Below are 26,728 nucleotides of genomic sequence, written 5' to 3'. Positions count from 1 at the left end.
TCAATCTCATTATGTGGGACTGATAATCCCAAAGTATCCCGTTTATTGCAACTAATTTAGCTGGTATCTTCGCGCCCAGAAATGCTGACAATTTGTTAACTAGGAAATCTCCACCATGAAATCATATCGACTCTTGCCGCTGACAATGCTGCTTCCAGCCCTGATCAGTGGTTGTTCGCCTGCGGAAAGTTCAGTGCAAGTGGCAACAATTCGTCCGGTTAAACTGTTTGAAGTACTCAATGTAGAAGACGGAGATTTCAGAACATTTCCAGCCCGCGTTGCCGCCAATAGTCGCGCAGAATTATCGTTCCGTATTTCAGGACAATTAACAGAATTGGCATTAGTTGAAGGGCAAAGAGTCACTCAAGGTAGCTTACTCGCAAAACTTGATGACAGGGACGCCCACAATAATTTAATGACCCGCGAGGCGGAGCATGAACTGTTAGCCGCTGACTTTAAACGTAAAGTCGAGCTACTCAATCGCAAGCTGATTTCACAATCTGAGTTTGATAGCACTCAAGCGCAACTCAAATCGGCCACCGCCGCCTTAGCCGCTGCACGCGATCAACTGAGTTACACCCGTTTAACGGCACCTTTTAGCGGTACAGTCGCCAAACGTTTAGTGGATAACCACCAAATAGTGCAAGCAAACCAAGGGGTATTAACATTACAAAACAATAATTTGCTCGATATTAGCATTCAAGTTCCCGAGTCGATGGCGGCGGGTTTGAAGCAATATACCGATCAAGCTCACTTTACAGCTAAGGTGCGTTTTAGTGCCTTCCCCGAACAAAGTTTCGATGCCAAGTTTAAGGAATACTCGACTCAAGTCACGCCGGGTACTCAAGCCTATGAAGTGGTGTTTTCGCTACCTCAACCTCAAGATATTCAGTTACTTCCAGGAATGAGTGCCGAGTTGACCTTAGCCTTAGTCAAAGATCCTAGTGCCCTCGCGTCAACGGTAGTGCCAGTGACCGCTATCGATAAGCGCGACCAAGATGGCCAAGTGCAAGTGTGGATTTATCAAGCGCAATCGGGTGAAGTAAAACCGACGATGGTGACGCTAGGACGCGTGAGTAATCAAGGTGTTGAGATTTTAACGGGCGTCAACAAGGGCGATCTCATCGTCAGCGCTGGAGTGTCTCAATTATCCGATGGCATGAAAGTCAAACCACTACGCTGGCAGCGTGGGGTGTAATTGATGAACATTGCAGAGTATTCGATACGCCACAAAGTCATCAGTTGGATGTTTGTGTTGCTGCTACTCGTGGGTGGTAGCGTCAGTTTTACCGGTTTGGGGCAACTAGAATTCCCCGAATTTACCATTAAAGAAGCTTTAGTGATCACGGCTTATCCCGGTGCATCGCCTGAGCAAGTTGAAGAAGAAGTGACATTACCGCTCGAAGATGCCCTGCAGCAACTCGACGCCATTAAGCATGTGACTTCAATTAATAGTGCGGGTTTATCACAAATCCAAATCGAGATTAAAGAAAGCTACGATAAAACCAGCCTGCCGCAGGTGTGGGATGAAGTGCGTCGTAAAGTCAATGATGCTGCGGGAAACTTGCCGCCGGGCACAGCAACGCCACAGGTGATGGACGACTTTGGCGATGTGTATGGCATTTTATTTAACCTTTCGGGACCTGATTACAGCAACCGCGAGTTGAGCAATTACGCCGACTATCTGCGCCGCGAGCTAGTGCTAGTACCTGGAGTAAAAAAGGTTTCTGTTGCTGGCAACGTCACCGAGCAAGTCGTGATTGAAATCTCCCAGCAAAAGCTGTCGGCACTGGGGTTAGATCAGAGCTATATCTATGGTTTAGTGAACAATCAAAACGTCGTCTCTAACGCGGGCAGCTTAGTGATTGGCGATAACCGTATCCGCATTCATCCCACGGGCGAATTTAGCAATGTGCAGGATCTAGCGCGTTTAATCGTCAGCCCTCCAGGTAGCTCTGAGCTGATTTACCTTGGCGACATTGCCAATATTGAAAGGGATTATGACGAAACCCCTAATGTGCTTTATCACAATAAAGGTGAAGCAGCGTTATCGCTGGGGATTTCTTTCTCTAGTGGTGTGAATGTAGTCGAAATCGGGCAAAAGGTCAGTGATCGTTTAGCCGAGCTTGAATCACAACGCCCAATCGGCATGAATTTAGCGACGGTTTATAATCAAAGCCAGGCGGTAGATGAGACAGTTAACGGCTTCTTAATCAACCTAATGGAATCCATTGCCATAGTGATCGCCGTGCTTCTGCTGTTTATGGGATTGCGCTCAGGTCTATTGATGGGCCTGATCTTACTGCTGACGATTCTAGGTACTTTTATCGTGATGAAAGTGCTCGGGATTGAGCTACAGCTCATCTCCCTCGGCGCACTCATCATTGCCCTCGGTATGTTGGTCGATAACGCCATTGTCGTTACTGAAGGCATTTTAATTGGTATCCGTCGCGGTAAGACCCGTTTAGAAGCGGCCAAACAGATAGTGTCCCAAACCCAGTGGCCGTTATTGGGCGCGACTGTGATTGCCATTATTGCCTTTGCCCCCATTGGCTTATCGCAAAATGCCGCCGGCGAGTTCTGCCGTTCTTTATTCCAAGTGTTGATGATTTCACTGTTTATCAGCTGGATCACGGCCATCACACTCACGCCGTTTTTCTGTCATCTGTTATTTAAAGATGCGCCGAGCGATGAAGAAGCCCAAGATCCCTACAAGGGCTGGTTCTTCAGCTTATATCGCACAAGCTTAATTATAGCGCTGCGCTTTAGACTGGTGAGCATACTGCTGGTTATCGCTATGCTTTTCAGCGCTGTGGTGGGCTTTGGTCATATCAAGAATGTGTTCTTTCCTGCTTCTAACACGCCGATTTTCTTTGTGGATATCTGGATGCCAGAAGGGACAGATATTAAAGCGACCGAGCGTTTTACCGCTGATATCGAGAAGTTAATGCTTGCGCTGGACGAGCAAAAAGACGTTGGGCTAAAACACTTAACAACCGTTATTGGCCAAGGTTCGCAGCGCTTCGTACTGCCCTATCAGCCAGAAAAAGGCTATCCCGCCTTTGCCCAGTTGATTGTAGAAATGCAGGATTTAGACGCAGTTAAAGCCTATATGCCAGAATTAGAAACCTTGTTAAATCAACGTTTCCCACAGGCACAATATCGTTTAAAAAACATGGAAAACGGCCCTTCGCCCGCCGCCAAAATTGAGGCACGCTTTTACGGTGATAACCCAGAAGTGCTGCGCGCTTTAGGTGCCCAAGCCGAGGCCATTTTCCACGCCGAACCGAGCATGGATGGCATACGTCACAACTGGCGTAATCAAGTGCCGTTGATCCGTCCGCAACTGGAAAATGCCCAAGCGCGCGAAACAGGGATCAGCAAGCAAGACCTCGACAATGCCCTATTGGTTAACTTTAGCGGTAAGCAAATAGGTTTATACCGAGAAACCAGCCACTTGTTGCCGATAGTAGCCAGAGCCCCCGCCGAAGAACGTTTGCAAGCAGACAGCCTATGGAAGCTGCAAATTTGGAGCAGCGAACACAATACCTTTGTGCCCGCCACCCAAGTAGTCAGTAGCTTCAACACTGAGTGGGAAAATCCGCTGGTGATGCGCCGCGATCGCATGCGCATGCTCGCTGTGATGGCCGATCCTAAGCTTGGTAGCAATGAAACCGCCGATTCTGTACTACGCAAAATCAAAGACCAGGTCGAAGCGATCAGCCTGCCCGCGGGTTACCGCTTGGAATGGGGCGGTGAATTTGAAACCGCAGGTGAAGCACAAGCGTCGGTATTTAGCTCAATTCCCTTAGGTTATCTGGCGATGTTTTTGATTACCGTATTCCTGTTCAACTCAGTGCGTCAGCCCTTAGTGATCTGGTTTACTGTGCCACTGGCCTTGATTGGGGTTTCAGCGGGACTCTTGTTGTTCGATGCGCCCTTCAGCTTTATGGCACTACTCGGATTACTGAGTTTGTCGGGCATGGTGATTAAAAACGGTATTGTCTTGGTCGATCAGATCAACCTCGAGCTCAGTGAAGGTAAACCAGCCTACTTTGCCTTAATCGACTCCTGTGTCAGCCGTGTTCGCCCAGTGATGATGGCCGCGATAACCACTATGCTCGGGATGATACCGCTGATCCCCGACGCGTTTTTCGGTTCTATGGCGATTACGATTATTTTCGGTCTAGGCTTCGCTTCTCTGCTGACGCTCATCGTACTGCCAGTGATGTACAGCCTAGTATTCAATATCAAAGCGACGGCAACAGGAGGTCAATCACCCAGCTAACCTGCTCCGCATTTTATCCAAAAACGCTTCCCGGCGCGGCCGGTCAGTCATTCGTGGCTGGCTGGCCATTTCATTTTTGATCTATTGCGGTTTGAGGGACAATTTAAACAAGCACATCCATTAGATAAACAAGTTTGGCAAACTGAGATTGGTCTTTAATGACGATAACTAATATGACTGATAAATAAATATATTAATTAAAAAATATGAACTATCAGTTCCATATTTTCACCGCTAATACGGGACAATTACCTGTTACACACATTTACACGAGTAAATAGCAGCGGTATATTTAGTGCTGATTATTCATTTACAATGCCATTTGAAATACCACTACCTATAACTAACAACATAAACAATGTTATTGCTTTGTTAGCATAATAATTTATGTTTGAGAAACATCATGAAATTACGCTTTGATAGCGTCCAGACAATATTACAGGCAGTTATTAGCACTTTACTAATACTCACTACAATCCCGTTTATCTGTAGGTCATTCTGGCTCGCACTTGTACTATTATGGTATGTTTTTTGTAGTTTTTAATTCTAAAATCAATTAGAAATCTGTCTAATCAAAAACCTTATTGCTTCAAACAGACAAAATTTAAGTCATTTATACATAATATCAGCCTCACTACAAAACATTGCTTTTAATAGAGATTAGCTAAAAAAGAGTTTTCGATGAAATATGCAAAGAAAATTTTATTTGTGACTATTAGAGCACATCTAATTTATACGGTAATATTTTTACCGAGTACTTTCGCAGAAAATATCAATTATAGTCATTATGGGCCACTTCGTGTGCATGCCCAATCACCTACACATGCGGGTAGCTTAACGCCTCTACTTCGTTCAGGATTTGCACTGCCTGAAGGGAAAAAAGAGATATACGGATCTGCAACAGTAGCAAGTGTATGGGCTGAAACTGACGATTACTATGCTGACTATTATCATAATTCTCTTAATGGTGGAATAAAGTGGCAACTTACTGAAAAATTGATGTTTGATACTAATTATAAGTGGAGTTTTAGTGGGGATAACCATCTTGACTCGGTCACTATCTGGTTTCATGATGCATTTGGTGTGGGTCAAAATGGCCGCGACAATACAATCAAAGACAAAAACCAAATATTTTCAAAGAATGGTATAAATCAACCTGATCTTTCTGGCGATACGCTAACGAATGCCCTAAATTTCTATTTAGAATATCAATTGCTTAGTGAGGATAATTATGGTCTATCAATTGGTGGCAGCTTATATTACAACCATGTTAATTCTGGCCCATTTGTAGATAACCGTTTTGAACAAGCATTACAGCTGAATTATAGCTATACATCTGGAATGCATCATTTTTACTCCACAACAGGTATAAGTTTTAGACAAAATGATGAAAGTCTATCTGGAATAGACTATAAAGACCATGCTGTAATGTTATCTTTAGGTTATGAGTATTTAATGGGACGCCATGGTTGGCTTATTGAATTACATCATTATGAAGGTTTACTCAAAACAGATAATGACTTTTCAAAACCTTCCCACGAAGTATTTCTAGGCTATAGGTATTATCTGAATAACAGTGCAATTGAATTTACTATCGTCGAAAACCTACTCAACATGGACAACAGCACTGATATTACTTTTTCTCTTGGATACAGAGTCATGATTTAATAACACTTTACTTTATCGCGTGAATGCGATCAAAAAGCTTTTCTCTAATATCATGTTAACTCTTATATCTGAGTGGGCGGGTTATTAGTATTGGAGTTTTTTAAGAGTGAAATGGCTATTACGGTGGAGGTGAACCAGCGGCACAGGTCAGATTGATTCAGTGGGCCACTGGTATCTAAGGCATATTAGGGAGAAAACTCAAGCGAATAAACGCGATAATCAACTGAGTTAATCCAATAACAAACTAACGCAATAAGCGACTGAGACAATACGAGACTAATACTAATACTAATACTAATACTAATACTAAAACTAAGGCTTAGGATCTTTATCCTGTTCTTTGTCCTGCGCTTTATCAGAGAGTTGATGGCTAGCGGGTTTGATATCACTTGGATCGACTTTATGTTCAAAGTCTCCCTCAAACACATTACCGTCCTTTTTCACACTATCATCAAATGGCGCTTGGCCAAATGGGTCCTGTGGCTTAGGCCCAAAAGGGCCTTGGCCTGCTTGAAAGCCACCGTGCATTGTTCCCTGTAAACCGGCAACAACCCGTAACTGCATGCGTTTGAACAACAAAGCAGCAATGGGGCGACGGGTTAATGGCGTCAAGAATAATAGGCCAATGGCATCTGTCACAAAACCGGGAATCACGAGCAAGATGCCCGCCATAGCTAACATCATGCCTTCAACAATTTCTTGCCCCGGTGCTTCACCGCGGGCGAGTTTTTGTTGTACTTGCATTAAGGTGTTTAAGCCTTGGCTGCGAACCAGAGAGACCCCGAGCACGGCGGTAAAGAGCACTAAACCTATGGTAGTCCAAGTGCCAAGCACTTCACCCACACGGATCAGCACCGACAGCTCTATTACTGGGATCAGCACAAAGAGTAAAAAAATAATGAAAAACATACCGACCTCAGGTTTATCTGACTATCTCTGTAAACTAAATGGGGGTTATCCGGTCTTAATTCAAGTCAGGATAACCATTAGGACGAAGTAAGGGAGCAAAACACTGATATTTAGCTCACCCTTTTGTTAACCCGCTAATGTATGAGACCATTAAAACACGTAAAGTAGCCTAACGAAGTTGGCTTAAGCGAACTTTAAGATTCTTAAGAGACGATACCTAACACTATGCAGCATCAGTATTTAGTGGTTAGCACTACCTGCCCCGATGAAGTACAAGCCAATACTTTGGCTCGAGCTTTAATTGAGTCGCGTATTGCCGCTTGTGTTCAGATTTCCGCCCCGATACGTTCAATTTATGCTTGGGAAGGAAAAATCTGTGAAGAGAAAGAATTTAGCTTACAGATTAAATGTTTACAAAGTCGATATACAGAGTTAGAACAACTTGTGCTTAGGCTTCACCCTTATCAAGTACCCGAAATTATTGCCGTGCCTGTGACCCACGGGCTACCAGCCTACTTAGATTGGATAAAAGACAACACTCAGCCATGAAAAAACTACTCAGCCTTATTTTCACTTCTTTATTGCTTATTGCACCCTTAGCTCATAGTGAAGGGGTTTTCGGTAACAAATTCGACTTCATGAAGGGTGAGCCTGAATTGATGCCTGTCGATCAAGCATTTGCCTTCGATTCCAAGCAAGAAGGTAATCAGGTCAAACTCAATTGGGTGATTGCCGACGGTTACTATATGTACCGCGACAAGCTTAAATTTAGCGTCAATGGTGCCGAGTTAGGCACGGTCGCTCTACCAAAGGGAAAGCCCCATGAAGATGAATATTTTGGTAAGCAAGAAGTCTATTATACCTATGTCGATATTCCCGTTGGTTTAAAACAGGCCGATGAAAATGCCACGCTCACAGTGACCTTTATGGGTTGTGCCGAAGGTAAATTGTGTTATCCACCGACCAAACATGAAGTCGTTTTAAAGGCGATAGCAGCCAACGATAGCTTAATTGCAGGCGCCGAATCAACCACAACGACTGAGCAAACCAGCACTGAGCCAAGCACTGCCGATAAAGCCAATACGCAACCCATTACTCAGCAAGATACCCTGAGCCAAATGCTGTCGAATGACAGCTTAATTTGGACTTTAGTGATTTTCTTTGGTCTAGGTGTCGGTCTGGCATTAACGCCCTGCGTATTCCCTATGTATCCGATTTTGTCGGGTATTATTGTCGGCCAAGGGCAAAAGCTCTCAACCGCAAAAGCCTTTACCTTGTCCATGGCTTACGTCCAAGGCATGGCAATCACTTACTCTATCTTAGGGTTAGTGGTCGCATCGGCGGGACTAAAATACCAAGCGGCATTACAACATCCTGCCGTATTAGTCGTACTCGCGATTTTGTTCTTTGTGCTCAGCTTATCTATGTTTGGCCTATACGATTTGAAACTGCCATCGAGCTGGCAGGAGAAGATGAACTCAGTCTCGAATAATCAAAAAGGCGGCAACTTAGTTGGCGTGTTCTTAATGGGCGTGATTTCTGGCCTTGTCGCATCACCTTGTACTACCGCGCCGCTGTCGGGTGCACTCGTTTATGTGGCCCAAACCGGCGACCTACTCCAAGGTTTCTTAGCCCTGTATGTACTCAGCATGGGTATGGGATTACCTCTACTGATTATCGGCACCTCAGGCGGTAAATTATTACCGAGAGCCGGCGCTTGGATGGACATTATCAAGACTATCTTCGGATTCCTGCTGATCGCTGTATCTATCGTGATGCTTGGCCGTATTTGGACAGGCGTAGTATCCGATGTGCTTTGGTCACTGTGGGGCGTAAGCTTCACCGGCTACTTGATGCATCAGAACAAACTCAGTGAATTTAACTGGAAACAAACTGTACGTTCAGTGCTATTAACGCTGGCGCTACTGGCGAGCTTCTCCTACGGATTCCAAGCTGTGATGGGACACTTTGGTTTTAATAACAATTCCGTAGGCACTGCGGCGACGACCCAAGAAGCCCATGGCTTTAAACGTATTAAATCCATTGAAGATCTTGAGCAAGAAATTGCAGCCGCTACCGCCCAAGGTAAGCCTGTGATGCTCGATCTGTACGCCGATTGGTGTGTTGCCTGTAAAGAGTTTGAGGCCATTACCTTTAAGGATGCCGACGTGTTAGCCCGCATGAATAAAATCGTGCTGCTACAAGCGGATGTGACTAAGAGTGACAAGGTCGATGTGGCCTTACTCGAAAAATACAATGTGCTTGGTTTGCCTACACTGTTGATGTTTAACGAACAAGGTGAGCAAAGGGAAGATTTACGCGTGACTGGTTTTATGGGCCCCAAAGATTTTGCAACCCATTTAGATCATCTCGTGAAATAGTGACGATTTAGGCTTAGACCACCAGAGTGATTTAGTTCGCGCGTGTTTTAACAGCCAAGTGTATTTACCGCAACACCAATAAAAAGCGGACTTTTTTCATTAAAAGTCCGCTTTTTTATCCAAGTGTCATAGATTTCTTATACAATCACTTACAATTTTAGACTTTTTAGATTGGAGCATCATGGAACCAGGCATCCTCATTATTACACTCATCTGCGGCATGCTCGTCAGCCGTATAGGACTCCCTCCGCTCATCGGCTACTTAGTGGCAGGCTTTGTACTGTTCATCTTAGGAATAGATAAAGAAAGCCTGCCATTACTGCAAGAACTCGCCAGCCTAGGCGTCACTTTACTGTTATTCGCCATAGGGTTAAAACTCGATATTCGTAGCCTGTTCAAGGCCGAAGTATGGGCGGGTTCGAGTGTGCACTTAGTACTCTCGATCGTGATTTTTGTGCCGATTCTGAAACTCTTCGGCTTACTGGGCTTAAGCCAACTCACGAGTCTGAACCTAGAACAACTGACGTTAATTGCCTTCGCGTTAAGCTTCTCCAGCACCGTATTTGCGGTCAAAGTGTTAGAAGATAAAGGCGACGTGCAATCCCTCTACGGCCGGGTCGCTATTGGTATCTTGATTATGCAGGATATCTTCGCCGTACTGTTTTTAACCATTTCTAAAGGCGATGTACCTTCGGTATGGGCCTTTGCATTACTCTTACTGCCACTTGCTAAACCGCTCATCTATAAAGCGTTCGACCGTGTCGGCCACGGTGAACTCTTAGTGCTCTTCGGCCTAGTTATGGCACTCGTAGTTGGCGCTTGGTTATTTGAATCTGTTGGTTTAAAACCCGATCTCGGCGCACTGATTATCGGTATCTTGTTGGCGGGCCACAAAAAGTCCTCCGAGCTGGCAAAATCCCTGTTCTATTTTAAAGAACTCTTCCTCGTTGCCTTCTTCTTAACCATAGGGCTCAACGGCTTACCTACGGTATCGGATATCGTACTCGCAGCGCTATTAGTGCTGTTAGTGCCACTTAAAATCCTGTTGTTTGTCTACATTCTGACTCGCTTTAAACTGCGTTCACGTACCTCTATGTTGGGCTCGTTTAACCTAGGTAACTTCAGTGAATTCGGTTTAATCGTCGCCGCAGTAGCCACCTATAAAGGTTGGTTACCTCCCGAGTGGCTAGTGATCATCGCCGTGGCATTAAGCTTCAGTTTTTTACTTGCCGCGCCACTTAACGCCACCGTCGGTAATATCTACCAGCGATTCCAGCAGCGTTTAATCAAGCTCGAAAAACGCCCGTTACACCCAGAAGACAGACCTATAGCCATTGGCAATCCACGCTTTTTAATCTTAGGCATGGGCCGTATTGGTAGCGGTGCCTATGATGAACTCAGGGAACAATTTGATGGGGAAATTCTCGGTATTGAACACAAGCAAGACTTAGTCGACTTACATAAAACAAAGGGTCGCAATGTAGTGCAAGGTGACGCCTCAGATACCGACTTTTGGGAGAAACTCGACAGAGCACCTAATCTTGAACTGGTACTGCTAGCCATGCCGCACCACGCGGGAAATATGTTTGCAGTTGAGCAACTCAAAAAACTGAATTATCAAGGCAAAATCAGTGCAATTGTGCAGTACAGTGACGATGCTGCGGCGCTTCGAGAATCGGGTGTACACAGTGTGTACAACTTGTACGAAGCCGCGGGTGCCGGTTTTGTGGATCATGTTATTTACGAGCTATTGCAAAACTCGGAGAAAAACACAGTTCCAGCGGAAGATACTGTACAAGTGCCTGATCCTAAACTTAATGCAGAGCCGCACAGTTAAGTACCTGCTAATGCTGCATTAAATTAAAATCACGCCATAACAGGTCGCACAAACGAGCAGTAACATCCTCTGCCAGTTTGTGCGGCATCCAACTAAATGCTGACTAATCTTTACAAATCAATTAACTAGATAAAACACTCAATACGCTATTTTGCCTCCTCATCCCAGTATCGATTTACTCATTGCAGCCTATCGCCATTTCAGCAAAAAATCTCAGTTACATCACTGACTCAGTCGTGATATAAATCGATGACGGTAACGAAATTAGCTCAGCTTTTTTGGAATTTTTTACAGCATGTCAAACCCTGCGCAACGCGCCACGAAGTTATTTGTCCAAACCTTTGGCACTAAAGCCGACGATTTATATCAAGCCCCGGGGCGAGTCAATCTGATCGGTGAATACACGGATTACAACGACGGTTTTGTACTCCCGGCAGCCATTAATTTTCATACAGTGATTGCGGTAAAACGCCGTGACGATACTAAGTTTCGAGCCGTCGCCGATGCGTTTCCCGGACAAATTAAAGAGTGGGTTTTCGGCCAAGAAAACGACATGGACCCGCAAGATGGCTGGGTGAATTACCTCAAAGGTTTTACTGCGGCTATGGCGCAAACAGGTTTATTAGCCAAGGGTTTAGACTTAGCCATTGTGGGCGATGTGCCACTTGCCGCAGGTCTTTCATCTTCGGGTGCACTCGTTGTCGCCTTCGGTACAGCCATTAGTGATACCAGCCAACTGCATTTATCCCCAATGGCGGTGGCGCAACTCGCACAGCGCGGCGAACACAGGTATGTTGAGTCGGCCTGTGGCATCATGGATCAAATGTGCAGCGCCATGGGTGAACAAGACCATGCACTCCTGATTGACTGCTTAGATCTCGATAGCGAAGCCATTCCCATTCCAGAAAACCTAAGCCTTATCATCATAGATGCCCATATCGAGAAACAACGCTTAGCCGCGACCAACGAACAACGTCGCACTGAGTGTGCACAAGCGGCAGAGTACTTTGGCTTAGATGCACTACGTCACCTCGATTTACGCCAACTAGAAAGTGCAAAGGCCGATTTAGATGAAGTGCTATACCGCCGGGCGAAACACGTCGTCACTGAGAACCAAAGAACTCAAAATGCTGCTCGCGCCTTAGAGCAAAATAACATCCAAAAATTCAGTCGTTTAATGGCTGAATCCCATGCTTCACTGCGTGATGATTTTGAAGTCACACTGCCCGAATTTGATACTTTAGTTGAAATTGTCAGCCAAGTGATCGGCGAACGTGGTGGCATCCGCATGACCGACGGCTGCGTGGTCGCCTTGGTCGACCATGAACTGACTGACGCTGTTGTTGCTGCCGTTGAACATGAATTCTTCGAAAAAACCGCCATTGATGCCACAGTGTATTTATGTTCCGCCAGCGCTGGCGCGGGTCGCATCGATAACTAGCCAGAACAGGCAATTTGCTAGAACAAGCACTTAGCCGCACTAAAATCAAAAACAACCTAATAAAGTGACTACGCCGTCGATAGCATACGAATTCATCACTGAACTTTATGCTGTTGATGGCAAATAATAGGGTTAACATACTCATTTAACACAATAAGCAGTGAGCATATTCAACACAGAGGGAAGCTAAATGGTACGTTTCAGTGTTTTGGATCCTTGGACCGATCCCCGCGGCGGTGAAATCGAACGGGTTCGGATCGACAATGGCATACTCGCATTAGAAGTCATCAGCTTAGGCGGTATTATCCGCGCTCTGTGGACCCCTGATAAACACGGCGAACGTGCCAATATCGTTTTAGGTTGTGATAGCGCCGAAGATTACTTGACCCAATCGGCTCATTTAGGTGCCATTGCAGGCCGCTTTGCAAATCGCATCGCTAACGGCAAAATGCACTATCAAGGTCATGATTATCAATTAGATGTAAACCAAGCGACTAACTGTTTACACGGCGGCCGTGAAGGGTTTAATCGTAAAAACTGGCAACTAGGTCAACTCCCCGATGGTGTGCGTTTGACCTTAATGAGCCCAGATGGCGACATGGGCTTCCCCGGTAATTGCACAGTTCAGCTGGATTACCGTCTCGCAGGCAATAATTTGTACGTAGAAATCTTAGCCTCGGTCGATAAAGCCTGTCCCGTAAGCCTCACCCAGCACAGTTATTTCAACCTCGATGGCTCAGAGACCAATCACGAGCATCTGATGCAAATCGATGCCAAGCGCTATCTGACGATGAACGATGTCAGTGTTCCCACAGGTATTGCCCAGACGACAGGGTCGATTTTCGATTTAAGTCAACCAATACGCTTAGGTGACAAGCTGCATGCCGCTGAACTCACAAGCACTCGCGGTTATGATCACTGTTATATGATGAATAACCCCGATGGCTCACTCGCCCGTTTTGGCTGTTTAAGCAGCCCCATTAGCGGTCGTGCTATGACGGTTTATACTAATCAACCGAGTGTGCAGCTGTACTGTGCTAATTTTTTAAATGGCACAGTAGGTCGCAATCAACAGGTATTAAATCAACATCATGCAGTGTGTTTAGAGCCGCAGATGCTGCCAGACTCACCGAACCAAGGCGAGCGCTTTGGTGATGACGTTTGGTTAATGCCAGGCAAGGTTTATCACCACATCAGTCGTTATCAGTTCGATGCCGATGCGTAGCCATTCGCAATAAAAATTGAGAAAACGAGGAAAGCGCGGTTTAGCAGAAGGGAATAAATAAAGCGATAAGGAATAAAATAAACACTACTTTATTCCTTACACTCACAGTGTTAGCCCTTAGGCCGACACTGTGTTAATCATCAAAATCATCGCCCCAATCATCGTCAAAATCCACGCCAACGGCATCAGATTCGACTTCTGGTTCAACTTCAGGCTTCGCCTTACGTACAGGCGCAGTTTCCTTCACGTTGTTCAAGTCAATGCGAGCTTGATGTTTACTCATAAATTGAGATCTTGCCGCCTTCCATGCACCACCAAACTTAGCCTCAGCAGCTTTTAACGCAGCCTCATCTAAGTCGTATAGGTTCACTTTGACTATATCTTCCACATACTCAATGATCGCATCGCGATCGGTATTGTATAGGTAGATACGTCCTGGGGAGGCATCGGGCAGCTGGTTGTCATGGACGACAATCGCGTTGCCTTTCGATGTTCTCAGCTCACCATACCAAACCTGTTTCTTTGCTGTGTTATACATATATGCTAATACCCTTAAATCAACACATACACCATGAGTTTTTTAGCCTGAATAAGCGAAGCATCGCTTGCTTTGATCCACGAATAGCGCCTGAAAGTCTCTGACGTTTTCAACTGGGTATTTTTACAGAATATTTCCGATAATCAATGCCTCATACCATGAAATTTTCACTAATTACGTATTAATTTCTGCCAAAGTACCCAAAAAGTTTAATCATTAACGACTTTAGTCTAAAAAATCGACGCGGCAAGTTTTATTCCCAAGAAAAAGCAATCATATCTATGGTGTTTGATGAGTCATCAACGTTAACAATTCGAGGTTGCTGTAAAGTTAACCATCAAGGTTATCCATGAAGATTTAATTACAGCGCTACAAACTCATATTTACCGAACAATGACTAAGCCACTATGATGTCAGAATGTCTTCTAGATTGACTCGAATGGCAGCGACTTAAAGCAAATATGTCGCTGCAAAACCAAGTATGCCTAGCTCAAATGACAGTCAGTATTACTTTGCCCCTGTGCTCACCCGACTCCATCAAAGCATGGGCTTTAGCAGCCTGTGCTAATGGAAAGGTTGCAAAAATATTGGGGACAATTTTATGGGCGTTTAACAACGGCCAAACTTTCTCCAATAATTCAACGGCAATGGCGGCTTTGGCCTCCACGCTCTGCGGTCTTAGGGTCGACCCTGTCCACATGATACGTTTTGCCATCAGGCGGAAAATCTCAACCTCGGCCTTAGGCCCCCGTTGCATAGCTACCGACACCATACGCCCGTCCATCGCTAAGGCTTGTAAGTCGAGATTGATAAAATCACCACCCGCAATATCAAATACCACGTTTACGCCCTTATCTTGAGTGAGTGCCATCACAGGTTCAACAAAGTTTTGAGTACGATAGTTGATGACTTCAGCGGCGCCAAGGCTCAAGCAATAATCGCGCTTCTCATCCTGTCCCGTCGTCGCTATCACTTTTGAACCCAGCGCACTGGCCAACTGAATAGCCGTACTACCAATGCCACCTGAGCCACCGTGGATCAGTACCGTCTCGCCCGCTTTGAGTCCCGCACGCATAAACAGGTTGCCCCATACGGTGAAGAAGGTTTCTGGCAGCGCAGCTGCCTGCACATAACTAAAGCCCGTCGGGATCGGCAAACAATGGGCCGCATAGGTGAGCACATACTCGCCATAACCACCGCCCGGCACTAAGGCGCATACCTTATCGCCAACTTGCCATTGGCTCACGCCGTCACCGAGGACACAAATATCCCCAGCAACCTCAAGACCAATAATCGGTGATGCACCCGGTGGCGGTGGATACGCGCCCACCCTTTGTTTAACATCGGGGCCATTCACTCCTGCTGCATGTACGCGGATCAACACTTGCCCCGCCGCAGGGACAGGCAAAGGCGAGCGCGATAGCCGCATCACCTCGGGCGCCCCAGGTTGCTCAACATGAATATGAGTGTACTCGCTTGGTAAAGCTGACATAAAAGCTCCTGTGAGAATGGCACCAACCTAATAGCAGATTGCTATACTTAAACGGTTCATTTGCTAAACCTTAATGCGGCTAAGCTAGCGCAATTTCAAGCCAAATAGCCACAGTTATTCCATTCTATATTCCATCACACTCAATCAAGCGGCTGACGTTAACCATTTGAACTGAAAGCTGAACCTAAGCTGAACAGAAAAGATGTATCAAAAAAATATTATGACAAATACTAGGGTCTGTTGATCTTTGCTGTACAAATGTTGTTCAGCAATACATCGGCAGCCACATTAACATAAACGCCAGTGACACCATACTGGCGTAATTTCTTGCTAGCTTGTCATATCTTGTTGATATTGCTCGATAGTGCTTAATTCTTCCAAAAGCATTCTCCACTAAATGTCGATACCGATATAAGCACCAATCGACTCTTTCTTGAGGTGTATTCTTATAGCGGCGCCTTGGAATAACAGATTTCCCGCCTTTATTTGCGATAAGTTCACGAAAAGCATCGCTGTCATAACCTTTATCTGCAATGACGGTATCAACCTGCTTCAGGTGCTCAATTAAGCTGGGGGCGTGTGTAATATCGTGTTTTTGGCCTTCTGATAATTCGAAATAAATCGGTAATCCTCCGCTGTCGACGGCTAAGTGAATTTTGGTTGAATTACCGCCTCGACTTTTACCAATACTCTCATTACTTAGCGTCGCTGCACCTGCACTGTGCTGGTGAGCCCGCACTATCGAGCCATCAATAAAGACCCATTCTATATCAGCAAGGTTGGCTAAGGCCTTGAATAAATGTGCTAGAACGCCTTTCTTAGACCATAAATGAAACCGTCTAAAGACCGTGCTCCAATGACCGAACTCTTTAGGTAAATCTCGCCAAGGGATACCTGTTCTAAGGCGGTAAAGAATACCTTCGAATGTTTGTCTATGTTCAGGTTTGTCATAAACACGGCCTGTGCTTTTCATTAAATGAAATAGCTTTTCCCAGCGTGCATCGGTTAGCATAAGTCTTGGCATGGCTTGAGGTTATGGTTACTTTTGGCGAAGCAAATTATAACGTCTTGCCATGCTGTCTAAAAATCACTCTCGAAAGATCAACAGACCCTAGATATATTAAAAACTTACAGCCATTATTCTGAGGCATTATTTGCTGACTGCGATGTTTGTCGCGCTATTGTTATCACGCAAATAATCCAATGAGGTTTGATGCAAGTCTGTGTTAAATGCATCAAATAACGCCCAAGGAAGATCTGCTTTGCAGACTAGATAACTACGGATACACAATGAAAAACACACTACTCTTCGCAGCAATTAGCTTAGCGATTGCAACTCCCGTTCTTGCCCATAACACTCATGCAAGCCCCCCATTAGGCAACAACACACCAAACAGTTCACCAGCTCAACCCGTCCCGCCACCGCCCTCTGCACCGATTAGCTTAATTGAATCACATAGACCGCTACTGCGGGAGACGCAATTGATGGCATCCCCCAATGATCCGACGATGACAGAGCAGCCTAAGATTCATTCACGCCAAAAACGTCAGATAGAGGTCTCGGAGCAACCCCCACTTAAGTTGCAGAATCGTAGCGCCGCGATGCAAGTCAGCGACTGCAGTGACTTTGTTGGGAAATCAGGTCAGGCACTAGTCAATGAACTGAGCCAATCGACACCCGAATGCGTCGGTAAGCTCTATAGCCTCAAAGGCAGTAGCGCGACCGCGCTATTTAGCGAGGCCAATGTGATCAGTGTGGCTAATGCCATTGCCGCTAAAGCCAAAGACTACACTGGGGTCGATGTTCAGCATCTGGAGTCCCATATTTACTTTGTCCGCGCCGCCCTCTATGTGCAGTTTTACAGCCCAAATGATGTGCCCGCTTACAGCAGCGCCGCTAAGGCCAGCTTAAAATCAGCCCTCAACGCTTTATTTGCGAACGCTGCGATTTGGACAGTCTCCGATGCTAATGCTGGCGTGTTGAAAGAAGCCTTAATCCTGATTGACTCAGCCGAGCTCGGAGCCGATTTCAATCATGTCACTATCAAAGTGCTTACGGACTATGATGCTAATTGGCAAGCCAGCTTCGCCATGAACGCCGCAGCCAACTCAGTGTTTACCACCTTATTCCGAGCCCAATGGAATGATGACATGCAGGCGCTGTTCGCGCGTGACCAAAGCATTTTAGATGCGCTGAATAACTTCCAACTCGAACATCGCGACTTGTTAGGCACCAATGCAGAGTACCTTTTGGTCAACTCAGTTAAAGAGTTATCTAGGCTGTATTACATTGATGCCATGCGCCCGCGAGTGACCCAGCAGGTCAAAAACATCCTCAGCAGCACCAGCAAAACCGAACCGAGCAAAGTGCTTTGGTACGCGGCGGCAGAAATGGCCGACTATTACGATCGCAGCCATTGTAATGATTACAATATCTGTGGTTTTAAGGCGCAGTTAGAGGCCGATGCCTTACCTTTCAACTGGAAATGCTCCGACAGCCTTAAGATCCGCGCCCAAGATCTCTATCAAGATCAAGCCAAATGGGCCTGTGATGTGCTGACCAGCCAAGAAAGTTATTTCCACAGTAAACTCGAAACGGGCATGCAACCCGTGGGGCAGGATAACAACGATGACTTAGAGCTAGTGATCTTCGGCAGTTCGTCTGAGTATAAATCCTTAGCCAATAGTATCTTTGGTATCAGTACCGACAATGGCGGCATGTATTTAGAAGGTTCGCCCGCTGGACTCAAAAATCAGGCACGTTTTATCGCCTATGAAGCCGAATGGCGCACGCCGGATTTCCACGTCTGGAACCTGCAACACGAATACGTACACTACCTCGATGGACGCTATAACCTGTTTGGTGACTTTAGTCGTGGCACTTCGGCCAATACCATTTGGTGGATTGAAGGCCTCGCGGAATACATCTCTTACCGTGACGCAAACCCTGCGGCAATTGCCATGGGCGAAACAGGTGAGTATATGTTATCGACCATCTTCAAAAACAACTATGAATCTGGCCAAGACCGCATCTATCGCTGGGGTTATCTAGCGGTGCGTTTCATGTTTGAACACCACAGGGACGATGTGAGACAGATTCTAGCCTACCTACGCAACGATCAATATGCAGAATATCAAGCCTTTATGGATAATATCGGCACACGTTACGATAACGAATGGCAGGGTTGGCTCGCCAGTGGTTTAAGCACGGCTGACGATGGCATAGTCGATAAGGGCCCGAGTGATGTCGACGCTGAGCCTAGTGGCCGCGAAGGCAACTGGATAGGACCAGCAGGCACTATCAGTAAGGATTACTCACCTTGCCAAGTGACTAATGAAGCCTACCGTTACACTGAATCGGCCAGCCTGAAAATCGATGTGCCGATGGAATGTATCGATTCAAAACTCGGCCGCGCCAGTTTCAGCTTCTCCAATACCGATCGCACAGCCCAAGAGCTTTGGATCAAGATTGGCGGTGGTTGGGGAGATGCCGACATTTATTTCGATTCTAGAGGCTGGGCAAGCCCTGAGCAAAACCAAGGGGCTGGTATCGGTAATGGTAATTATCAAGTGATTAAGGTGCAGTTAAACCCTAACGAGTATTGGCACTACATTACCTTATCGGGGGACTTTGGCGGTGTCGATATGCAAGTCAGCACCACTGAGCTATTTGCTGATATCGACCCCGATCTGGGGGATGGCGGCGTGGATCCTGAGCCACCAGCCAATTGCGGCGCAGTGACCTTAGATTACGGTAAGCTCACCCTAGGCAAAAATGAGTGCATCAGTGGCGGGCGTAACAGCTTCTACTTCTGGGTTGAGGAAGATAATACCCAGTTCACTGTCACCACTAAGGGCGGCTCTGGGGATGCCAATATTTACTTCAATGCCAGTCAGTGGGCCGACGCAGATAATGCCGATGCAAAGAGCGCTCAAGCAGGAAATCAAGAATCGCTTAGCTTCAGCGCCAATCGTGGCTGGCGTTATATCACGATTGATACTGCCACTGAGTTTAGCGGCGTAACACTGACCTTAAGCACAGGCACGAGTAACACACCCGAGCCAGTGCTCATTGCCAACGCCTGCGCGACGCAATCACCCTTAAGTTATGGTGAGCTCAGTGCTGGCAAAGCCATTTGCACCGCCGATGGGCGCAACGATTATTACCTTTGGGTACCAGAGGGAACTAATCAGCTAAGCATCAACTCCGCCCACGGCAGTGGTGATGTTAGCCTGTTTTCAGGGACGACTTGGGCGAATGCTCAACACTTCGATGCAGCCTCTGCGACACCCGCCAACACGCGGGAAAGCATCACAGTCAATACACCAAACGTGGGGTGGTATTACATCACAGTGCAAAGTGAGCCCCAGAGTGCGGGAGTCGCACTGCAGGTTGATTTACGCTAGTTTGATGACTCACATCGCTTAAGTAAGCAGTTTTAGCCATTACGCATAAATCAAGCATTTGAATAAATAGCAAAATCCCTGCTTCGGCAGGGATTTTTATTGAAGATAAACTGAATAAGCGACACTGACGTCATAGAGTCTTTAGCGGCAATACGTTATTAGCGCCCCCCTTCGAGCACTTTCACTCTCTCCTTGGCCCTTGCTGTATAGTCGTTTGAAAACCGCTCTGCCATTTCAATGCTCTGCTGATAAAGCGTTAACGCTGCTTTAGCATCGGCCGGTCCACCCTCACCTTTATCTAACAGGGTTGCGAACTGGAAGTAAGCATTGCCTAAAATATCCGCCTGCAAGCCTTGTTTGGCACCCAGCTTCGTCACTCTTGCTAACCAGTAGCGCGCGTTAATCGCATCCCGATGGGTTTCCGATAACAGGATATTGGCAAATTCAGCGGCGGCGTAAAGATCTCGCTCGGCGGCAATCTGCCAAAATTCCTTACCCGCAGCAAAATTATCCGCCAAATAGTAGTAATCGCTCGCCGCCGCATGGGCCAGTTCAGGCTTAGCCTTCACACTCAGGCGATAATTTTCCAGTGCGGCGTTAGCATCAAAATACGGTGAATAAGGTAACAGTTGATAGAAAGCCATAAGGCTGCTTGCCTCTGGCATTCCTTGGTCAACTAATTGATTTAACTGCTGCCACGCTTGCGTTTCTCTGACCTTATCTTCACCCGTATTAACGAGGCCACGCTCGATAACTGATAAAGGTAAACGGATTAACTCAAGCTTTGCCGCGTTATCGCCAAAGCTCGCGGCGCGTTCCAGCCAATAGATCTTTTCATCGGCACGCCCCGCGTAACCCGCTTGATCTCGCAGCCAATGCAGCGCCTCAATATCGCCAGCTTCAGCGGCTTCACGGTAATATTTCTGTGCCTTAATTTTATCCTTGGGTAAGGCGTGCCCAAGCTCATAGATACGTGCTAACAATCGTTTATCAGCAGCCTTTGAACTCTGAGCTAAGGTATTGATTTGTGATTCAGGTTTACCATAGGCATACAATTCCACATCACCGTTAGCATAAGTATATTGAGTACCATCGGGATAATTCACTTCAACCGTATCAGGCTGATACCAAACATTGACCTCATACTGTTCGGCAATCTGTGGATTAAAATTCACCCGCATCACAGCCTCATCACCGCGGCGAATCGCTTGAGTATAAGGACTAGCCCATAGGCTAGAAATTTGCTGCAAACTGCTTTTCAGCCTAGCCTCGAAGGGTTTGTCTTCCTTAGGAGAATGAATAAATACTGGATAGTAAACTGGCGCTAAAGATAAAGGCGTAGTCGCAAGCAACGAATTATCCGCCTCGCTACCCGCATGAATAGGATCGATATTAAGTTCATGACTTAAATAAAAATCATCGTGGGGTGACACTTGAGTCGGCAACGTCGTTTGGCTAGCAACTTGTGCCGCATCCACAACAGAAGTGCGCTGCAACTTAGCAAGGTATTGTTGTTTAAGTGCTTTAGCCCTTTGCCACAACGGATGGTTCGGCAGTATTGTCACATCGAGCATTAAATCCTCAAGCCGCCACTGACAATCGCCGCCACCATTTAAAGCTAAGGGCAGCGAAAACTCACTCGCTTTGCTACCACTGCTAATCACTTGCCGCAGCACTGAGGTTTCTTCGAATGTCGCGCGGTAGGGATTAGCAATATCACCACTGGGAAAACGGATTTCCTTTCGAGTACAAACAGATGAGACGTAATAACCGACAAGTTCTAATTGCGTATTAGCAGGTAATACACCAACGAACTCGAAACGCGGACTGTCTACAGGTGCAGTCACTTGATCGACGGGCAACTCACTACGAAATAAGGAATCCCAAAAAGAGGCCATGACGGGAGAGGCAAACATCAATCCAGCCGAGCAAACCAAATATAAAAAAGCCCTATGAAAGCAATGTAACAAACTCATAATGCCAGCTCTCCGTCGCTGATGAGGCAAATCCACTCGCACTTAAACACTCGCTTAAATACAACAAAGATCATTAAGTTATCGACAAAAAATTAAGCCAACGCGTTTAGCCGTTGGCTTAAATCATAACGTATTTACAGGCAAGTTGAACCCATGCCTCTCAGTCTAGGCTCGATAAACCCCAGCGCATAAAACTCAACTTAAGCACTTCGCAGTCTAGCAAGCACATCCTTGGCCTTCAATTCCGCCATAGCGACATAGGCCACAGGCACTACAAATAACGAGAAGAAAGTGCCCGCTAACAGACCTCCGACTAAGACTAAACCTATGTTAGCTAACCCTAACGAGCCCGGTCCCGATGCCAAGGCTAAAGGAATCGCACTTAAAATCATGGTTAAAGACGTCATTAGAATCGGTCTTAAACGAGATTTGGCACTGCTTCGCGCCGCCTCAATCGCACTCAAACCTTGGTCTTGTTGCTTGTTGGCAAACTCCACCAGCAAGATACCGTGCTTAGTCACTAGCCCCACTAAGGTTAATAAACCAATCTGCGAATAGATATTCACACTCTGGCCAAACAAGGCTAAGGTCAATAACGCACCGACAATACACAAGGGCACTGTCAGTAAGATAATTAAGGGATCGACAAAACTTTCGAACTGCGCAGCCAAAATCAAATAGATAAACACCAATGCCAGCAAGAATAGCGACTGAGTGCCCGCCTGCGAATCCATAAGATCCTTTACCACGCCATTGTATTTAAAGCCTTGGGCATCATTAAGCAATGTCGGTAATTGTTCATCTAAGTAGGTTTTGATTTCATCAGTTGAATAGCCGGGCATAATATCTGCCGTTAATTCAGCGCTATCAAGACCCATAAACGTCTTAATGTTAGATTCTGCCGTAGTCTGTTTAATCGACACAAATTGCGACAATGGCAGTGCTTGCCCTGATTCTGAAGTGACATACAGCTTATTCAACACTTTAAAATCACTCAGTTTGTCTAAGTTTACTTGCACTTGAATAGGATAAGTAAAACCATCGGTAGCATGTAAGTCCGCCGCCTTCACTGAGCCAAGAAAGGTAGAAAGTGCATTAGTGACATCACCATAACTCACACCAGAGAGGATAATGGCGTTGCGATCGATAGACAGATCGTAGCGTAGTTGATCCCTAAGCACTGAGTTACCCACGTTATTCAGGCCAGGATAATCCTCGAGTAATTTTTGCACTTTGGCGGCGGTTTCGCTGAGTTCGTCCTTATTCCGATCTAAGGTCGTCAGCTCTAAACGCAAATTATTGGCAATATTAAGATTATTCGCTGAGCGAATGCTAAACGACATGTTATAGGCAGAAACGTTTTCCTTTGATGTTGTAATCAAGTCGCTGATCACATCATCTATACCCTCACTGCGCTCACCCCAAGGTTTGAGTAGTACATGGTTCACTGGCTCTCCCTCGATATAGGACAAGTTAGCCCCAACCGCGGGATGCTCATTCATCACGCTATTAAGCTCAGCATTGTGATTGAGATGATACTGCCGACCGACACCGGTAGGACCATTAGACGCCACATCAATAAAGCCAGAGTCCTCCGCAGGCAAGAGTATTTTGGGTAATTGCCAGTAAGCAATACCCGCAAGACCCACCAAAACCACAGCCACACCAAACATCAAGCGCTTGCGGAAAAACCACTTATTCAGCTCATTGATATACAAATGATTTAACTGCTGCAGCGCATTCTCGACTCGGCTAAACCATTTAGGGTGTTGCTCAGTGGTATTGATAAGATAAGCGCTCATCATAGGCGACAAAGTTAACGCCACCACGCCAGAGATCATCACGGCCGCTGCTAAGGTAAAGGAAAATTGCCGAAACAGATCGGCGGTTAAGCCCGACATTAATCCGATCGGCAGATACACGGCGGCGAGCGTTAACGTCATCGCAATGATAGGGAAAATGATCTCCTGACAGCCTTTAATCGCCGCATTGAAAGGCGTTTCACCGTTTTCAATATGGCGATAGCAGTTCTCGACCACCACAATGGCATCATCCACCACCAGGCCAATGGCCAAAATAATCGCCAGAATAGTCAACACATTGATACTAAATCCGAGCGCCGACATCACAGCAAACACCCCAATCACGCACACGGGAATGGTAATAATGGGGATCGATGCCGCCCGCAGGCTACCCAAAAATAACACCACAATCAGCGAAACTAAGATCACCGCTTCAATCAACGCAGAAAATCCTTCGTCGATGGAGGCTTCAATAAAATCAGCTTGGTTATAAGCCAAGTTCATTTCTAAGCCTTGGGGTAAATGTTTTTGCATGCGTGCAATTTCGGCTTTAATGTTCGAAGCCACTGTCACTGGGTTAGCGTTGCTCAGCGGTAAAATCTGCAATGACATTGCACTATGTCCACCGATAGACAACATACTCGGCGACAGACTTTCCTCGCCCATCACCACATCGGCGACATCGGACACGCGGATGATCTTACCCTCGCTAACCTTAATCACCAGATCCTTCACGTCTTCAAGCGTTTCAACTTGATTCAAAGGGTTAATCGAGAAATCCCGCGACTTACCTTTGATCGCGCCCGAGGTAAAACTGGCATTGTAGGAGCCTAACGTGCCCACCACATCGGCAGCTTTAATATTCAACGCCTTCATTTGTTCAGGATTGAGCCAGACTCTGACCGCCTTTTGTGAGCCACCATAGGGCCCCCAAACGGCACCAACGCCTTGAACTTGTTTGAGTTGCGGTACTAACTGCTGGCTAATGTAGTCGTACATAGCCTGCTTTTCCATGCCACCCGCGTTCACAAAGGTGATGATATTACTGGCCGAATCCGTGGCCGAAGTATCGTCAGTAACTGTGGGCTTATCTATCATGCTCTGGGGGAAATCGTTAATCCCTTCGACGCTGCTACGCAACTTGTTCATTAAGTTGGTGTATTCAATATCGCTGGTGTCATCATTGAATTTAATCGTTAATGAGCAACGCCCCTCGCTACAGTCGGTCGACATGGTATCGACTTTATCTATACCCGAAGCCGCAGCAATCAACTTATCGGCCACGTTACTCGACATAAAATCGGCGCTCGCCCCTGCAATCGACGCATTCACAGATGCCGAGTGGGTGGTATGCTCAGGGAAGTATTGGATATCGAGTTTTTGAAAGGCAATCAAGCCCAGTAACACAGCCATAATACTGAGTACGGAGGCGAAGATAGGATGACGAATACAGACTTCGGGTAAACGCATTATTCAGCCACCTCAATATTTGGAGTAGCGCCTGAATCAGCACCTTTGTCAGCGCTTGATGTTGCCGCTTTATCTGCAGTGTTTCTATCCTGCACGACTTTGATCTTGCTATCGGACTTGAGGTTTTGCATACCCGTTTTAACGACTAAATCGCCTTCGGCTAAACCTTCAGTCACGACGGCATAACCGTCATTTGTATTTTGAGCGAGTTTAACCACTTGCTTTACTACGCTATCGCCCTGCACTAGCCAGACAAAACGTTCATCGTTATTGGCAATAATCGAATTTTGCGGCACTAATAGACGTTTAATCCCTAGACTATAGAACTGCTTGATGTTGGCGAACATGCCAGGAGCAAGCTTAAACTCAGGGTTTTCAAGGGCGGCATGCACTTCAACCCGTCCTGAGCTTTCATCTACCGCAGGAGCAACATAGTTAACTAACCCTTTGAATACCTTATTACCATAGGCCTCAACAGTCACATTCACCTTTTGGCCCTTTTGCGCCTTGCCTAAATCCTTCTGACTGATGGCATAACGCACTTCGACCGGATTTAAACTATAGAGGGTGACTAAGGCCGTACCAGCACCAATTTGACTGCCGATAGACTGACTAAAGCTGGTCAACTGACCATCGAAGGGAGCCTTGATCAGGTAATCGTTCATGGTGGCTTGTTTCTGGCGAAAATCCGCATCGGCCAGATTCACATTTTCCCGTAGCTCATCCACATCTTGCTTAGCAAGCGCAAAGGGTTCTTTAATCAGTAAGTCTTCGATACGCTCCAGCTTAGTTTTAGCCAGTGCTAAGGTGCTCTTGGCTTTGTCTAAATCAGCCTTGGCTTTAATGTTGTCCTGCTCGGCAATCACTTGACCTTTAGTCACTTTGTCGCCGTTACTAAAATGAATCGCGCTAATTTTTTCGCTAGCATTAAAGTTCAGCGTGGCTGAATCGATAGCGTTGATTTTACCGACTTCATTCACTACATCGGCAAAGGACGTTTCTTTAACGGCCTCGACCGTCACAGGGATAATGTCAACCTTGTCCGCCGACATCACGGCCATAGGGGCTAAAGCGAAAACACTCGCCAGTAGAAACGGCAAAGGCGCGAATAAGGGCGCCTTTGGGAGATGATGGGGATGGCTTTTTAATGAAATATCGCATGCACTGCGTGCTCGTTCAGTTACTCTTTGTGTAAACAGCGTTCGTGTAAACATAGTATGCAAACCTATCGTTCTTACTATTCAACGGACATCCTATCCGACAACAGCAAACCGGATTGAACCCAAAACTAATA

The 26,728-nt window shown here is 46.2% G+C and carries 16 protein-coding genes; 9 read left to right on the top strand and 7 right to left on the bottom strand.

Going from position 1 to position 26,728, the window contains the following annotated elements:
- Positions 1 to 115: 115 nt before the first annotated feature.
- The 3 genes from CKQ84_RS11410 (at position 116) to CKQ84_RS11400 (ending at position 5,956) form a co-directional block, all read left to right on the top strand.
- Positions 116 to 1,198, top strand: a complete 1,083-nt coding sequence (locus CKQ84_RS11410) for an efflux RND transporter periplasmic adaptor subunit (RefSeq protein ID WP_105251364.1) — start codon at positions 116 to 118, stop codon at positions 1,196 to 1,198.
- 3 nt (positions 1,199 to 1,201) lie between these two features.
- A complete protein-coding gene (locus tag CKQ84_RS11405; RefSeq protein WP_105251363.1) occupies positions 1,202 to 4,288 on the top strand; it encodes an efflux RND transporter permease subunit in 3,087 nt (1,028 codons plus the stop codon).
- A gap of 681 nt (positions 4,289 to 4,969) precedes the next feature.
- Positions 4,970 to 5,956, top strand: a complete 987-nt coding sequence (locus CKQ84_RS11400) for a DUF3187 family protein (protein ID WP_254053183.1) — start codon at positions 4,970 to 4,972, stop codon at positions 5,954 to 5,956.
- A gap of 312 nt (positions 5,957 to 6,268) precedes the next feature.
- On the opposite strand, the gene CKQ84_RS11395 is transcribed toward CKQ84_RS11400, so the two are convergent.
- Positions 6,269 to 6,865 carry an FxsA family protein gene (locus CKQ84_RS11395; protein WP_105251362.1) on the bottom strand — a complete coding sequence of 199 codons (597 nt, stop codon included), beginning with the start codon at positions 6,863 to 6,865 and terminating at the stop codon, positions 6,269 to 6,271.
- A 225-nt stretch (positions 6,866 to 7,090) separates the two neighbouring features.
- On the opposite strand from CKQ84_RS11395, the gene cutA reads away from it, so the two are divergent.
- The 5 genes from cutA to CKQ84_RS11370 all read left to right on the top strand — a co-directional run bounded on the left by cutA (position 7,091) and on the right by CKQ84_RS11370 (position 13,749).
- Complete coding sequence (gene cutA, locus CKQ84_RS11390) at positions 7,091 to 7,414, top strand: divalent-cation tolerance protein CutA (protein ID WP_105251361.1); 324 nt, start codon at positions 7,091 to 7,093, stop codon at positions 7,412 to 7,414.
- Positions 7,411 to 9,246, top strand: a complete 1,836-nt coding sequence (locus tag CKQ84_RS11385) for a protein-disulfide reductase DsbD (protein WP_105251360.1) — start codon at positions 7,411 to 7,413, stop codon at positions 9,244 to 9,246. The genes cutA and CKQ84_RS11385 overlap by 4 nt, the downstream gene beginning before the upstream one ends.
- A gap of 181 nt (positions 9,247 to 9,427) precedes the next feature.
- Complete coding sequence (locus CKQ84_RS11380; RefSeq protein ID WP_105251359.1) at positions 9,428 to 11,083, top strand: cation:proton antiporter family protein; 1,656 nt, start codon at positions 9,428 to 9,430, stop codon at positions 11,081 to 11,083.
- A gap of 295 nt (positions 11,084 to 11,378) precedes the next feature.
- Positions 11,379 to 12,524: a galactokinase gene (galK, locus tag CKQ84_RS11375; RefSeq protein ID WP_028761840.1), complete on the top strand. Its 1,146-nt coding sequence runs from the start codon at positions 11,379 to 11,381 to the stop codon at positions 12,522 to 12,524.
- A 190-nt stretch (positions 12,525 to 12,714) separates the two neighbouring features.
- Positions 12,715 to 13,749 carry an aldose epimerase family protein gene (locus tag CKQ84_RS11370; RefSeq protein ID WP_105251358.1) on the top strand — a complete coding sequence of 345 codons (1,035 nt, stop codon included), beginning with the start codon at positions 12,715 to 12,717 and terminating at the stop codon, positions 13,747 to 13,749.
- Positions 13,750 to 13,882: 133 nt separating this feature from the next.
- Here the strand turns inward: CKQ84_RS11370 and CKQ84_RS11365 are convergent, their stop codons facing one another.
- The 3 genes from CKQ84_RS11365 to CKQ84_RS11355 all read right to left on the bottom strand — a co-directional run bounded on the left by CKQ84_RS11365 (position 13,883) and on the right by CKQ84_RS11355 (position 16,803).
- Positions 13,883 to 14,287 (bottom strand): hypothetical protein, encoded by a 405-nt coding sequence (locus CKQ84_RS11365; RefSeq protein ID WP_105251357.1) that lies wholly within the window; start codon positions 14,285 to 14,287, stop codon positions 13,883 to 13,885.
- 490 nt (positions 14,288 to 14,777) lie between these two features.
- Entirely contained in the window at positions 14,778 to 15,779 is a 1,002-nt protein-coding gene (locus CKQ84_RS11360) for an NAD(P)H-quinone oxidoreductase (RefSeq protein WP_105251356.1), read from the bottom strand.
- 265 nt (positions 15,780 to 16,044) lie between these two features.
- Entirely contained in the window at positions 16,045 to 16,803 is a 759-nt protein-coding gene (locus tag CKQ84_RS11355; RefSeq protein ID WP_011071076.1) for an IS5-like element ISSod6 family transposase, read from the bottom strand.
- Between the two features lie 266 nt (positions 16,804 to 17,069).
- Here CKQ84_RS11355 and CKQ84_RS11350 point away from each other — a divergent pair, with 266 nt between their 5' ends.
- Positions 17,070 to 20,186, top strand: a complete 3,117-nt coding sequence (locus CKQ84_RS11350; RefSeq protein ID WP_105251355.1) for a M9 family metallopeptidase — start codon at positions 17,070 to 17,072, stop codon at positions 20,184 to 20,186.
- Between the two features lie 158 nt (positions 20,187 to 20,344).
- Here CKQ84_RS11350 and CKQ84_RS11345 read toward each other — a convergent pair whose 3' ends face one another.
- From CKQ84_RS11345 to CKQ84_RS11335, 3 genes are all read right to left on the bottom strand, one after another.
- Positions 20,345 to 22,162 (bottom strand): sel1 repeat family protein, encoded by a 1,818-nt coding sequence (locus CKQ84_RS11345; RefSeq protein WP_105251354.1) that lies wholly within the window; start codon positions 22,160 to 22,162, stop codon positions 20,345 to 20,347.
- A gap of 200 nt (positions 22,163 to 22,362) precedes the next feature.
- Positions 22,363 to 25,434 (bottom strand): efflux RND transporter permease subunit, encoded by a 3,072-nt coding sequence (locus CKQ84_RS11340; RefSeq protein ID WP_105251353.1) that lies wholly within the window; start codon positions 25,432 to 25,434, stop codon positions 22,363 to 22,365.
- On the bottom strand, positions 25,434 to 26,648 hold the full coding sequence (locus CKQ84_RS11335; protein ID WP_105251352.1) for an efflux RND transporter periplasmic adaptor subunit: 1,215 nt from the start codon (positions 26,646 to 26,648) through the stop codon (positions 25,434 to 25,436). The genes CKQ84_RS11340 and CKQ84_RS11335 overlap by 1 nt, the downstream gene beginning before the upstream one ends.
- Positions 26,649 to 26,728: the final 80 nt, after the last annotated feature.

Source organism: Shewanella sp. WE21, from assembly GCF_002966515.1.
In the GTDB taxonomy this organism is placed as follows: domain Bacteria; phylum Pseudomonadota; class Gammaproteobacteria; order Enterobacterales; family Shewanellaceae; genus Shewanella; species Shewanella oncorhynchi.
Note: the sequence above shows the minus strand (reverse complement) of the source record. Positions and strands in the feature narration are given on the sequence as shown.